Source organism: Rhodoferax sp. P2_H8_2 (assembly GCF_056403235.1).
This window is the reverse complement of record NZ_JBFUFW010000006.1, coordinates 17,703-30,154: the sequence shown is the minus strand read 5'-3', so window position 1 is coordinate 30,154 and position 12,452 is coordinate 17,703. Positions and strand designations below refer to the sequence as shown.

The window sequence follows — 12,452 nt, the reverse complement described above, 5'->3', positions numbered from 1 at the left end:
TGACCTGCGCAAAAAGCACGGGCACCCCGCCTTTGCGCCCCGACCAGGATTGACGAAGAGGTCCGAAATACGATCTGCTCATAGGGAGTCTTTCAAAGTCAGTGGCAGGCCCGCCGCCATCAGCGTCACGCGCTGACAGGTGGCAGCGACCTGTTGGTTCAAATGGCCCAGTGCGTCTACAAAGGCGCGCACTTCGCGCCCCATGGGGATCACACCCAGCCCAATCTCGTTCCCCACCAGCACCACGGGACCTGGGGCTTGCGTAATTGCTATCAAAAGAGAAGCTGCTTGCGCACGTTCTATGCGCTCTGCAGGCACTTTTTGCTCTGAATCCAGCGGCATCAAAAGGTTCGTGAGCCATAGCGTCAGGCAATCCACCACCACCAGCGTGTCGGCGCGGCTGTTGGCCTGAATCGCCTCGGCCAGCGCCAGCGGCTCCTCCACGGTCGACATGCCGGGCACGCGCTCTGCGCGGTCGGCCTGGTGGCGCGCAATGCGCTCGCGCATCTCGTCGTCCCATGGCTGGCCGGTGGCGATCAATACCGCGCGGTGGGTACTGGACTGCGCAAGCCAATCGCGCGCCAGCATCTCCGCGCGGCGCGACTTGCCGCTTCTTTGGCCGCCCAGGATCAGCTCGCTCTTGGCAATCGTCGTGGCAATCGTTTTCGCATTCGTCAAGGTGCTCATGATGGGAAGGCTCCTGCCTGGTCTGCGTCCATCCACTGCAGGATGATCTGGTGCATCTTCTGCACACCATCGGTGAGCGCGGCGGGGCCGGGCTGCAGGATGTCGGGCGACTTGATTTCAAACAACTGCTTGTGGCGCACCGCGTTTACTACGCCCCAACCCTCGCGCGCCGCCACGTTCTCGGGCCGAAACTTCTTGCCGCACCAGGAGCCCAGAATGATGTCCGGGTTGCGGCGCACGATCTCCGCGCCGTCGGCAATGATGCGGTTCTTGCCCAGCGATTCTTGCGCCAGCTCGGGAAAGCAATCATCACCACCCGCAATGCCGATCAGCTCCGACACCCAGCGGATCGCGCTGATGTGCGGGCTGTCCCATTCTTCAAAAAACACCTTGGGGCGGCGCGCACCGGCGGCTACCTTGGCAGCAACTATGGCTTGCATGGCACGCAAGTTCTCTTGCATCTGTGCAATGCGCCGCGCGCCCTGCTCCGCTTCGCCCACCATGGCCGCCAGTTGGAACAGCATAGAGAAAATCTCAGCCACGCTGCGCTGGTTGAAGATGGTGACCTGCACGCCGCGCTTGACCAGGTCGGACGCAATATCCGCCTGCAGGTCCGAGAAGCCCAACACGCAGTCAGGCTGCAACGTCATGATCTTGTCGATCTTGGCGCTCAGGAAGGCACTGACGCGCGGCTTCTCGTCCCGCGCACGCTTGGGCCGCACGGTGTAGCCAGAAATACCCACAATGCGCTGCTCTTGCCCTAGCAAGTACAACCACTCGGTGGTTTCTTCGGTCAGGCAGACGATGCGCTGCGGACCGGGATGGAAGTGAAGCAAATCGGTCATGCCCTTGCTCCTATGGGTGCGGTGAACAGTTCCACTACCGCTTCGGGACACGACGGAAACCACGCATGAAAGTAACTGGCGCGCACGGCACCCTGCTGCCACAGGGCCTCGCCCGCATCGGACGCGGGCGCAGTGTCTGGGCGTGAGGTTCGGGTGATTGCCTGCATCGGAGTGGCCGTAGTCGAGTAATGAAACGTATGACCCCGCAACGTACCGCTGGCCAAGGCCAGCTGCTGTGGCCCGAGCGCAGCAAGGCGCTTGTGCATGGTCACCTCGCCTCGCAGCAATCCCCACTGCGCATGCCGCTCGCCGTCCACAGTGATCAGCGTGTCAAACAAAGCCATCATGCCGCCGCACTCTGCCCACACCGGCTTGCCCGCAGCGATGTGCGCGGCAAGGCTGTCACGCAACGCCGTATTGCCCGCAATCGCTTGAGCATGCAGCTCGGGATAACCACCGGGAATCCACAGCGCGTCGCAAGGGGGCAACGCCGCATCTACCAGCGGCGAAAAGAACACCAGTTCAGCGCCCAACGCACGCAGAGTGTCGAGGTTTGCGGCGTAAATAAAACAGAATGCAGCATCGCGCGCCACAGCAATATGCTTGCCGCGCAATGGAGGAAGGTCGGGTGGCAGGCTGTTCTGCGCAGGTAAAGGAGGAGCCCGCAACGCGGGCGGGGGACACGGAGCAGAACAGTCTGCTGCCCGGCCTTCCGGCTCTACCAAGGGAGCCGCAAACTCCACCGCCCAGCGCTGCAAGTCCTCCAGCGTCATCTGGCCCAAAGGTGTAGTGCTTAACGCATCCGCCGCTGCATCCAGTCGCTCCATTGCATCCACCACTTCGCTTGCGACCGTCAGACCCAGATGCCGCTCAGGCAAACCCATGGCCGCATTGCGCATCACAGCACCCATCCATTGGTCTGCTGCCACACTGGCTTGCAGCATGTCTGCATGGCGCGCACTGGCCACGCGGTTGGCCAGCACGCCAGCCCAGGGCAAGTTGGGACGGTAGTGCTGCAGACCAAAGGCCAGCGCACCAAAGGTACCGGCCATCGCCGACGCATCAACCACCGCGAGCACCGACAAACCAAAGCGCTGCGCGAGATCGGCCGCACTGGGCTCGCCATCAAACAGCCCCATCACGCCTTCGACAAGGATCAGGTCCGCCTCTTGCGCTGCTGCATACAGGCGCTCACGGCAATCGGCTTCGCCGGTCATCCACAGATCAAGTTGGTGCACTGGCGCGCCGCTGGCCAGGCTATGCCAGTACGGGTCCAGAAAATCCGGCCCGCACTTGAACACCCGTACCCGCCGCCCCTGGCGCGTGTGCAAACGCGCCAGTGCAGCAGTGACAGTGGTCTTGCCCTGGCCGGAAGCCGGGGCTGCAACCAGGATGGCGGGTGTTTTCACAGTCTCACTTGGGTTGGTAGCGCACGGTAATGTAGGCAGCGCGGCCCGACTGGTTGTAACCATAGGCGGTCTGGTAGAACTTGTCACCCAGGTTGACCACACGCGCCTCCACGCTCCAGTCCTTTTGCAGTTTGTAGCGGGCGTAGGCATCCACCGTGCCGTAGCCACCCAATACCTGGGTATTCGCGGCGTTGTCATACGTGTCCGTCACTGCCAGCAGGCTGCCGCCCCATGCCCAGGGGCCGGTGGTGTAGTTCACTTGGGCTGTGAACTGCGTATCGGGCCGGCGCTGCAGCTTCAGGCCATTGATTTCGTTGCGCGCATCCAGCAAGTCCAACGCGGCCCGGTAATCAAATCCGCCAGCCTCACCCTCGTAGGCCAATGTCCAGCCCTTGATGCCTGCCATCGGCACATTCGCCACCACCGGTGCCAGGGTAATAAAGCCCTGAATGCGGTTCGCAAAATACGTCAGGCTGACCTGCTGGGAGCCCAGCGCGTAGGCTGCACCCAGCTCCAGGTTCTTGCCCGTTTCAGGTTGCGTAGTTGGATTACCAAAGCCCGGGAAATACAGAGTGTTGAAACTCGGCGCCTTGAAGCTGGTGCCGTACGAGGTATGCACCCGGAACTCCGGCGTCACTTTGAAACCGTAGCCGAGCAGGCCGGTCGTGACATCGCCAAATTGGGAGTTGTGGTCCTGACGGGCGTTGGCCTGCCATGTGTGTGCACCGGCATTGCCGTTCAATCCGACAAACACTGAATCGGTAGTGCGGCTTGCCACGGTGTAGGCGGTTGTACCGCTGACCGTTTCCTTCAGACTGTCGACCCCGACGACCACCGTTCCCAGCGATGTCGTGATGTCGTTCTGCCAGGTCCACTGGTCCTGCGTGGTGTTAAACGTACTGGAGCTTGTGCTGGTAAAACTGTTCGACTTGTCGGAACTGTTGCTCAGCGACAGGCGGAATTTCCAGTCGGAGGTGAACCGCCCATCCAGTCCCAGGCCATAGACGCTGGTGGAAAATTCATTGCGCACATCAAAAGCACTGGGGCCGCCATCGTATTGGCTGGTACCGTCGGCCTGAAATACCCGTGCATCCAGTTTCCAGCCCTCTGCCATCTTCCAGTTCACAGACGCATTGGCGCTGTTTTGCGAAAGCCCGTCGCGGTCGGGGTTGAAGCCATTGGACGAAACCCTTGGATTGGTTGCCGAAAAACCCTTTTCAGACAGGGTCTGCACGCCAACGGCGTAATTGAGCCCGGCCGCACCACCGGTCACGCCCGCGGTCAGCTCGCCACGGTCGCCCTCACCGGCCGTTACGCTGGCGTAAGGGTGAAAGCCGGATGTTCCTTGGCGGGTAAAAATCTGAATGACACCGCCCACGGCATCGCTGCCATACAGCGCCGATGCGGGTCCCTTGAGCACTTCAATACGCTCGATCGATTCCAGCGCGATGGTGTCAAAACTTGGCGTGCCCGCAGTGGCCGAACCATAGCGCACGCCATCCACCAGCAACAGCACATGGCGGCTTTCTGTGCCCCGCACAAACAGGCTGGACGTTTTTCCAAGCCCACCGTTGGAGGCAGTACGTACCCCCGCCAGACGGGCGATCAGTTCGGTGACCGTACGGCCCGTACCACGCTCAATGTCTTCACGGGTAATCACGGTAACGTCACTGATTACGGCATCAGCCAGGGTTTCGGAGCGTGTCGCAGTGACTACGACCTCCTTCAAAGCAGACGGCGCCTCAGTTTGTGCGAACACAGGAAATGCAGCGGACACGGCAAGGGACAGCACGGACAAGCGCGCGCGGGAAATACCAGTTTTCATGAATGGAAATACCTGACAAAAAACCCTCACCGTCTTCCCCGACAGTGCATGGGCGTATCGGCTGCACATGAAAACGTGTTTCCAGGCGCAGCCACCGTATTGGCCGGTATCCGGGCTGGTGGAACAACTCCCATCGCCTTCCCAAGTGTGGTGTCACACTCAGTGGCGTTGATGAAAGCGCGGTTGAAGACCGCGTCCACTTACCGTTGCGGGGGCAGCGCAGGTTAGGCATGCTTTGGTGACATGCCCCCCTGCTTCCCGTTGAACTGCGGCATGAGAACCACACCGCGAGCACCAACCCTTTCATTTTACGCGGGACTGGTGCCGCCAAACCCTACAATGCAGAACTTATGTCGAACCAGACACAAATCGACCAGATCGCCGACCGCGTAGAGCGCCTTCTGCTGCGCTACGAGGAACTGCAACGCACCAACGCCTTGTTGACCACGCAAGTGGAAACACTGGCTCAGGAGCGCGATTCCCTGAAGTCCCGGTTGAGCGCTGCGAGGGCCCGTGTGGATGCCCTGCTGGAGCGACTGCCAGGGACCACCACCGACACCAAAGAAGCATCATGAAACAGCTCGAAGTGCAAATCATGGGGCAGAGTTATCTGCTGGGTTGCCCAGAAGGCGGCGACGCCCAATTGCTGGAAGCCGTCGAACGCGTGGACTCCGCCATGTGCAAGATCCGCGATGCCGGCAAGGTCCGCGCACGCGACCGCATTGCGGTACTGGCCGCGCTGAATCTGGCCTTTGATCTGGGTTCACGCCCAGCCGGTGATACGACAGGCGGTAGCGTTGCCAATGTGGCACGTTCTTCAGAGACTGCCGGTGACCCCGATCTGCTGTTGACTTCACTGCTGGAACGGCTGGACGAAGCGCTGGGTGAAGACGGCCGACTGCTCTAACCAGTTTCGCACCCAGCAATAACGCCACTTGGCGAAGTGCAATTTGCCGCCGGGCCGTCCCAAGGCAAATTAGCCCCTTGAGGGGGCAGCGACCCGCGCAGCGGCGGAGCGTGGGGGCTACAATTACTTGTCTACGGTGCTGCCGGGCTTTATATTTCCTGAACCAATGCTCTTTGAGCCAGGGCTTGGAACATTGCCTCGCTAGCGTGATCATCTCGCGTTAGATGGACCCAAAGCTTGCGCTGACCTCGCCCACCTAAACTTCGGTTTAGGGTGACGGTCCGGTGGATCACACCGTAGACACCTATTCCTCCCCGTCGCTCACCCCGCCCCGCCCGAAAGCCCGCATGCTCGAACCCTCATTGATTGTTGAACTGGCGGTATTGGGCCTGTGCACCGGCTTTCTTGCCGGACTTCTGGGCGTCGGTGGCGGCATGATGATTGGCCCGTTCATGACGCTGATCCTGTCGCACCGCGGCATTGCGGCCGATCTGTCGGTCAAGATGGCGATTGCAACCTCGATGGCCACGATCATCTTCACCTCCATCTCCAGCGTGCGCGCCCATCATCAACGCGGAGCCGTGCGCTGGGACATTGTGCGCGGCCTGGCGCCGGGCATTGTGATTGGCGGCGCGATTGGCAGCATGGGCATTTTTGCCGTGCTCAAGGGCAGCACCCTCGCGCTGATCTTTGCGACCTTCATTGGTTTCTCTGCCACGCAGATGTTTCTGGACAAGAAGCCCAAGCCCGGCCGCGAATTGCCCAAGGCGGCAGGTCTGTGGACCGCAGGCGGCGTGATCGGTCTGGTGTCAGGTCTGGTGGGCGCAGGCGGCGGATTTATCAGCGTGCCCTACATGGTGGCGCACAACATCGTGATGCTCAACGCAGTGGCCACCAGCGCAGCGCTGGGCTTTCCGATTGCGTTGGCCAACGCCGTGGGCTACGCAGTCGCGGGCCAAGGCGTTGCGAACCTGCCCGAATGGTCACTGGGCTATATCTGGTTGCCCGGCTTGCTGGTGATTGCCAGTTGCAGCGTGATCACTGCGCCATTGGGTGCGCGTATGGCGCATCGCTTGCCGGTGGCCCAACTCAAGCGGATTTTTGCGGTCATCCTGTATGCGCTGGCCGCCTACATGCTCTACAAGGGCCTGTCGGCCTGATGCAAATTCAGGCAGCGCGCTGCTGCTGACAAATCGGCTCACCCCGTGTGAGCTTCGCACTCAACTCCTCCGCTGCGACAGCGGGTGAACACAGGTAGCCCTGAAACGCTTCGCAGCCCAGGCCACTCAAATAATCCCGTTGGGCCAGGGTTTCCACGCCTTCCGCGACTACTGCCAGCTTCAGCGCCCTGGCCATGGCGATGGTGGCGCTCACAATGGCACGGTCGCTTTCATCATCAGGCAGACCCATTACAAAGGCGCGGTCGATCTTCAGTTTGCCAATCGGGAATTTCTTCAGATAGGCCAGGCTGGAATAGCCGGTGCCGAAATCGTCAATCGCCATGCTCAAGCCCAGATGCGCCAACGCATGCAGGCGCGCCAGGGCCTCATTGGCGTCCTGTAGCAGGATGGATTCGGTCAGCTCCAGTTCCAGCAGGCTGGCAGGCAGGTCCGCATTGCGGATAGTCTGCGCGACACGCTCCACGAAACCGGTTTGCTGGAATTGCAAGGCCGACACGTTGACCGAGACGATGACCGGTGTGCCGGCCTCATGCCAGCGACGGGCCTGTGCGACGGCTTCTTCCAGCACCCAGTTGCCCAGCGTGATGATGAAACCGGATTCTTCTGCCAGCGGGATGAAGGTCGAGGGCGGCACATGGCCCAACTCCGGATCGGTCCAGCGCACCAGCGCTTCGACGCCCAGCAAGCTGCCGTCCTGCAAAGCGATTTGCGGCTGGTAGTGCAAGCGGAACAAGCCCTGCTCCATCGCATTGCGCATCGCATGGTCCAGCTTCATGCGGGACAGCAGATCCACATTCATCTGAGGCTGGTAAAACCGGAAATTGCCGCGACCGCGCTCCTTGACGCTGTGCATGGCCGTTTCAGCACAACGGATCAAATCCTCCAACGTACCGCCGTCACCCGGGTACAGCGCAATGCCCATGCTGCAGCCCTGGGACAGATTGACGCCATCCAGCAGAAAAGCCTGTGACAACGCACCCATAATGCGACGCGCAGCGACCTCTGCGCCAAGCGCATCGGCGTCCTGCAAAAACACAACAAACTCATCGGCTCCCACGCGGCTCAGCGTATCCACCTCGCGCAAACAGACCGCGACACGCCGTGCCACTTCCTGCAACAGCTGGTCGCCATGGTGGTGCCCCAGCGAATCGTTGATGTTCTTGAAGCGATCCAGGTCGATGAACAGTACCGCGCATTTGCCGCCGTGACGGTACGCCAGGTGCAGCGCCAGATCGGCGCGCTGTGCCAGCATCAGGCGATTGGGCAGACCGGTCAGCGCATCGGTATGGGCCAGGGTTTCTATCTGCCGCTGTGCTTCGAGCCGCTCGGTCAGATCGCGAAAAGCAAACACCCGTCCCAGGTTGCGTTCGCCATGCACCTGCATGCAGACATGGCGCTCCAACAGCTTCCCCGAGCGCAACAGGATTACATCGCGACCCAGTGCCCGCGGATCGGCCAGGATGGTGTCCAGCCGCTGCTGATACGCCGCAAAATCCTGCACACTGCCCGACATATGGGCCCACAGGGCCGCGTCGTCCGTCGAGCGAAGCACGGTATCCGGCACATCCCACAGATCCACGAACATGCGGTTGTAGTGATTTACCCGGCCCTGGGTGTCAGCCACCAGAATGCCGTCGCCAGTGGATTCCAGCGTGGCGCGCAGTTCTGCCAGTCGTTGCTCCAGCGCAGCTTCTACCAAGCGCTGCGCACGCAGATCGCGCAAGCCCATCAGGTAGACCAGCTCGTCCTGCGCCAGCCAAATCTGGCTGACGCGGCGTTCTACCGGCACGGGCTCACCATCGGAATGGCGCAGCAGGGTCTGCGAATGGATGCTGTTTTCCAGCCCAGCCGCCACGTCTTCCCAGAAATACATATCTTCCGGCGTAGCCGTCAATTCCAGCACGGGCCGCCCGACCAGTTCTTCAGACAGCAGTCCGACCAGATCACACGCATTTTGATTGACCGCCACGATGCACAGCGTGCGCGCGTCCACCACACAGACGGCCTCGAGCAACCCCTCCAGCAGCGCGAAACGTGCGTTTGTGGTCATGCTTCGGACTCGGGCAACGGCGGCTCCGTCACCTTCTCGAAGAAATAGCACACCCGCGCGCGCGGCGACAGGTAATCCTGCGCAGCAGCGGGCAAGCTGCTGGGTTTGAGGCTGCGCTTGATGCTGAATTGCGGGTTGCGCTCCAGATCCAGAATGAGGGCTTCATGCTTGGGGATGTCTGCGTCATGCACGATCACGCGGGGCTTGAGTGGCCTGGCTGAGTTGACCGACACCACCATCGCATAGCGGTCATCCGACAGCTGAACGACCGAGCCCGGCGGATAGACGCCCATCATGCGGATAAACGCGCTCAAGGCAACGTTGTCAAAGCGGGTTTTGAGTTGGGTAAATATCAGTGACAGCGCTTCGTGCGGCGTCAGCGTAATGGGGGAACGCCCCGGGTTGCACAGGTTGTCGTAGCGGTTGACCAGCGCCAGGATTTGCGCCGCCTGCGTCATCTCATCGCCCTTCATGTGCATGGGATAGCCGCTGCCATCGGCCAGTTCATGGTGCTCGGCAATCGCCGTCATGATGGGCAGCGACAGTTCCATATCCTTGCCCAGACTCAGGCTGTGCGCCACATGCCCCTGGTACTGCTTGAATTCAGCGGTGGTGAAATTTTCTTCCGGATAGCGCACGCGGTCCGGCATCTGGGATTTGCCCATGTCGTGCAGAAAGGCCGCCATCCCCAGATCCATCAACTCCGCTTCCTGCAGCCCCATGGCCTTGCCCAGCAGCAGGGAAACCACCGTCACATTGACCGGATGCATCGCAGACTTGTCGCCGGACACTTCGGTGAGCAGGCGAATTGCCGTCTCGCCCTCGCCCAGCATTTCGCCTACCAGGCCTTGCACCATCTCGTGGCATTCCTGGGTCACGGATTTGGGCTGGAGCTTCACCTGCTCCATGGTCTTGCGGTACAAGCGGGTGGCTTCACCGAAACGACGCTCGCAAACCACCAGGCTGCGCTGTTGTGCGCCTAACTGGTCCGCGCGTTGCTGTCGCAAGACCTTTTCACGCTGCGCGGCCAAGACCTTTTCCGACACCACGTTCGACGCGGATTTTTGTACGTCCACGCCGTGCTCGGCGGACGCTTCGGTTTCAGGATCGCTTTTGGAGAGAACACAACGGACACGCTCAACGCCCAGCCCACGGATGGTGTCGATCTGCCGGGTGCTTGTGATTTTGAAACTACCGGTGGGAAACGGATGGGCCATCCATCCCAGCTCCAGTTCCACGAACAAGCCGACCCGCAAGTCGCCAACGTCGACGTAATCTGATCCCTTGTTCTCCATTTGCCCTCCTGCAACCGAATATACCTATCCGGTCCCCTCTGTCAGGCCTTGTGTGTATTGTTGATGCAACACATTATGACTTTGCGATGCTTCAAAGTCATACATGTGCGCATCTTTGGAATGGATCACACTGCGGACCGCGCTGCACAGCGCGGCCCCAACCTCTCATCAGCCCATGTGCAGACCACCATTGACCGAGAAGTCAGCACCGGTGGCGTAGCCGCCTTCGTCGGACGCGAGCCACGCGATGATGGACGCAATCTCGCTGGGCTCACCCAGGCGTTTGACCGGCACAGTCGCCACGATCTTGGCCAACACGTCTTCACGGATGGCCTTGACCATGTCGGTACCGATGTAGCCGGGGCTTACTGTGTTGACGGTCACGCCCTTGGTCGCCAGCTCTTGCGCCAACGCCATCGAGAAGCCGTGCATGCCGGCCTTGGCTGCCGAATAGTTGGTCTGACCGGCCTGGCCTTTTTCGCCGTTGACCGACGAGATGTTGATGATGCGGCCCCAGCCTTTTTCGACCATGTCCGCAACCACCTGCTTGGTCACGTTGAACATGGAGTTCAGGTTGGTTTCGATCACCGAGTCCCAGTCTTCGCGCGTCATCTTCAGGAACATGCGGTCCTTGGTGATACCTGCGTTGTTGACCAGCACATCGATGCTGCCGTGCTCGGCCTTGGTCTTGCTGAAGGCTTCGACCGTGGAGTCCCAGGCGCCGACATTGCCAACCGATGCATAGAAGGTGTAACCCTGCGCCTTTTGTTCAGCGATCCACTTGGCGTGGTCGCGTGTCGGGCCGCAACCGGCGATAACCTTGAAACCCTCTTTGTGCAGACGCTGGCAGATGGCGGTACCGATGCCACCCATGCCACCGGTCACATACGCTACTTTTTGACTCATTGTTGTCTCCTTCTTGGTTTTACTTGCTATAAATACAGGAGCTGCTTACGCCGTCTCCACGGGCGCTTGCGGCCTATTTCACTGGAAAAATTAACGCTCGATGGTCAAAGCAACACCCATGCCACCACCGATGCACAGGCTGGCAATGCCCTTCTTGGCATTGCGGCGGCCCATCTCATGCAGCAACGTCACCAGAATGCGGCAGCCGGACGCGCCAATCGGGTGACCGATCGCAATCGCGCCGCCGTTGACGTTGACCTTGGACGTGTCCCAGCCCATTTGCTGATTGACAGCGCAGGCTTGTGCAGCAAACGCCTCATTGATTTCCAGCAAATCCAGATCCTGCGCGCTCCAGCCGGCACGGGCCAAGGCCTTTTGTGATGCCGACACCGGGCCCATGCCCATGATGGCCGGGTCCAGACCACTCGTCGCAAAGCTGGCAATGCGGCCCATGGGAGTCAGACCCAGCGCGGCGGCCTTCTTGGCCGTCATCACCATCACAGCCGCGGCACCGTCGTTGATACCAGAGGCATTGCCCGCGGTCACACCACCGGCCTTGTCAAACGCGGGCTTCAGGCCTGCCAGCGCTTCGGCGTTGGACTTGCGGTTGATGAACTCGTCGGCGGCAAAAACAATAGCGTCGCCCTTCTTTTGCGCAATGCTGAACGGCGTGATCTCGTCGGCAAACTTGCCCGCGTCTTGCGCCGCAGCCGCCTTTTGCTGGCTGGCCAGCGCGAGCGCGTCCTGCATGTCGCGGCTGATGCCATATTGCTTTGCCACGTTTTCAGCCGTGATCCCCATGTGGTACTGGTTATAGACATCCCACAGGCCGTCCACGATCATCGAATCGATCATCTTCCAGTCACCCATGCGCTGGCCGTCTCTGGAACCCAGCAGCACATGCGGCGATGCGCTCATGCATTCCTGTCCACCGGCGATCACGATTTCGCTGTCGCCATAGGCAATCGCCTGCGCCGCCAGCATCACAGCCTTCAGACCGGAGCCGCAGACCGCGTTGATGGTCAATGCCGGCGTTTCCTTGGCGACGCCGCTCTTGATCAGCGCCTGGCGCGCCGGGTTCTGGCCTGCGCCAGCAGCAAGCACTTGGCCCATGATGACTTCGCCTATCTGGTCAGTACCGAGCTTGGTGCGCGCCAACAGGTCCTTGATGACGTGGGCTCCTAGTTCGGTCGCCGGTGTCTTGGCGAGCGTGCCGCCGAACTTGCCGACCGCGGTGCGGGTGGCTGCAACGATAACGATATCTTCCATTTTTCTTCTCCTAGAAATTAGGGGCGCCGCCGGGCCGCCCCAAGGCGATCACGGCCCCCTCGGGGGGCAGCGCAGTAC

The 12,452-nt window shown here is 60.8% G+C and carries 11 protein-coding genes and 1 riboswitch; of the genes, 3 read left to right on the top strand and 8 right to left on the bottom strand.

Translation table 11 applies throughout. The annotated features are described in order from the left end of the window. Window positions 1-78: 78 nt before the first annotated feature. From cobU to AC1DV6_RS12090, 4 genes are read right to left on the bottom strand one after another with little or no spacing between them, the layout of a single operon-like run. Window positions 79-687 carry a bifunctional adenosylcobinamide kinase/adenosylcobinamide-phosphate guanylyltransferase gene (gene cobU, locus AC1DV6_RS12105; RefSeq protein WP_477977721.1) on the bottom strand — a complete coding sequence of 203 codons (609 nt, stop codon included), beginning with the start codon at window positions 685-687 and terminating at the stop codon, window positions 79-81. Next, window positions 684-1,532: an ABC transporter substrate-binding protein gene (locus AC1DV6_RS12100; protein WP_477977720.1), complete on the bottom strand. Its 849-nt coding sequence runs from the start codon at window positions 1,530-1,532 to the stop codon at window positions 684-686. The genes cobU and AC1DV6_RS12100 overlap by 4 nt, the downstream gene beginning before the upstream one ends. After that, complete coding sequence (locus tag AC1DV6_RS12095; protein ID WP_477977719.1) at window positions 1,529-3,004, bottom strand: cobyrinate a,c-diamide synthase; 1,476 nt, start codon at window positions 3,002-3,004, stop codon at window positions 1,529-1,531. The genes AC1DV6_RS12100 and AC1DV6_RS12095 overlap by 4 nt, the downstream gene beginning before the upstream one ends. Beyond that, the gene (locus tag AC1DV6_RS12090; protein ID WP_477977718.1) at window positions 2,946-4,766 is read right to left on the bottom strand and encodes a TonB-dependent receptor domain-containing protein; all 1,821 of its coding nucleotides are present in this window, start codon (window positions 4,764-4,766) and stop codon (window positions 2,946-2,948) included. Before AC1DV6_RS12090 ends, AC1DV6_RS12095 begins: the two co-directional genes overlap by 59 nt. An 84-nt stretch (window positions 4,767-4,850) precedes the next feature. After that, a riboswitch (cobalamin riboswitch) is annotated at window positions 4,851-5,080 on the bottom strand. A gap of 36 nt (window positions 5,081-5,116) precedes the next feature. Here AC1DV6_RS12090 and AC1DV6_RS12085 point away from each other — a divergent pair. From AC1DV6_RS12085 to AC1DV6_RS12075, 3 genes are all read left to right on the top strand, one after another. Further along, complete coding sequence (locus tag AC1DV6_RS12085) at window positions 5,117-5,341, top strand: DUF904 domain-containing protein (protein WP_477977717.1); 225 nt, start codon at window positions 5,117-5,119, stop codon at window positions 5,339-5,341. Beyond that, on the top strand, window positions 5,338-5,673 hold the full coding sequence (locus tag AC1DV6_RS12080) for a cell division protein ZapA (RefSeq protein ID WP_477977716.1): 336 nt from the start codon (window positions 5,338-5,340) through the stop codon (window positions 5,671-5,673). Before AC1DV6_RS12085 ends, AC1DV6_RS12080 begins: the two co-directional genes overlap by 4 nt. Before the next feature lie 347 nt (window positions 5,674-6,020). After that, entirely contained in the window at window positions 6,021-6,833 is an 813-nt protein-coding gene (locus tag AC1DV6_RS12075; protein ID WP_477977715.1) for a sulfite exporter TauE/SafE family protein, read from the top strand. A gap of 7 nt (window positions 6,834-6,840) precedes the next feature. Here AC1DV6_RS12075 and AC1DV6_RS12070 read toward each other — a convergent pair whose 3' ends face one another. From AC1DV6_RS12070 to AC1DV6_RS12055, 4 genes are all read right to left on the bottom strand, one after another. After that, window positions 6,841-8,904, bottom strand: coding sequence for a putative bifunctional diguanylate cyclase/phosphodiesterase (locus AC1DV6_RS12070; RefSeq protein WP_477977714.1), 2,064 nt, complete (start codon window positions 8,902-8,904; stop codon window positions 6,841-6,843). After that, the gene (locus tag AC1DV6_RS12065; RefSeq protein ID WP_477977713.1) at window positions 8,901-10,199 is read right to left on the bottom strand and encodes an HD-GYP domain-containing protein; all 1,299 of its coding nucleotides are present in this window, start codon (window positions 10,197-10,199) and stop codon (window positions 8,901-8,903) included. Before AC1DV6_RS12065 ends, AC1DV6_RS12070 begins: the two co-directional genes overlap by 4 nt. A gap of 168 nt (window positions 10,200-10,367) precedes the next feature. Beyond that, window positions 10,368-11,105 carry an acetoacetyl-CoA reductase gene (phbB, locus tag AC1DV6_RS12060; protein WP_477977712.1) on the bottom strand — a complete coding sequence of 246 codons (738 nt, stop codon included), beginning with the start codon at window positions 11,103-11,105 and terminating at the stop codon, window positions 10,368-10,370. 90 nt (window positions 11,106-11,195) lie between these two features. Next, complete coding sequence (locus AC1DV6_RS12055; RefSeq protein ID WP_477977711.1) at window positions 11,196-12,374, bottom strand: acetyl-CoA C-acetyltransferase; 1,179 nt, start codon at window positions 12,372-12,374, stop codon at window positions 11,196-11,198. Window positions 12,375-12,452 lie beyond the last annotated feature (78 nt).

Bases quoted from the DNA above. Each gene is read 5' to 3' on its own strand.
- AC1DV6_RS12075 (WP_477977715.1), top strand. From the start codon at position 6,021: ATGCTCGAACCCTCATTGATTGTTGAACTGGCGGTATTGGGCCTGTGC.
- AC1DV6_RS12100 (WP_477977720.1), bottom strand. From the start codon at position 1,532: ATGACCGATTTGCTTCACTTCCATCCCGGTCCGCAGCGCATCGTCTGC.
- AC1DV6_RS12055 (WP_477977711.1), bottom strand. From the start codon at position 12,374: ATGGAAGATATCGTTATCGTTGCAGCCACCCGCACCGCGGTCGGCAAG.
- cobU (WP_477977721.1), bottom strand. From the start codon at position 687: ATGAGCACCTTGACGAATGCGAAAACGATTGCCACGACGATTGCCAAG.
- phbB (WP_477977712.1), bottom strand. From the start codon at position 11,105: ATGAGTCAAAAAGTAGCGTATGTGACCGGTGGCATGGGTGGCATCGGT.
- AC1DV6_RS12070 (WP_477977714.1), bottom strand. From the start codon at position 8,904: ATGACCACAAACGCACGTTTCGCGCTGCTGGAGGGGTTGCTCGAGGCC.
- AC1DV6_RS12085 (WP_477977717.1), top strand. From the start codon at position 5,117: ATGTCGAACCAGACACAAATCGACCAGATCGCCGACCGCGTAGAGCGC.
- AC1DV6_RS12080 (WP_477977716.1), top strand. From the start codon at position 5,338: ATGAAACAGCTCGAAGTGCAAATCATGGGGCAGAGTTATCTGCTGGGT.
- AC1DV6_RS12095 (WP_477977719.1), bottom strand. From the start codon at position 3,004: ATGGTTACAACCAGTCGGGCCGCGCTGCCTACATTACCGTGCGCTACC.
- AC1DV6_RS12065 (WP_477977713.1), bottom strand. From the start codon at position 10,199: ATGGAGAACAAGGGATCAGATTACGTCGACGTTGGCGACTTGCGGGTC.
- AC1DV6_RS12090 (WP_477977718.1), bottom strand. From the start codon at position 4,766: ATGAAAACTGGTATTTCCCGCGCGCGCTTGTCCGTGCTGTCCCTTGCC.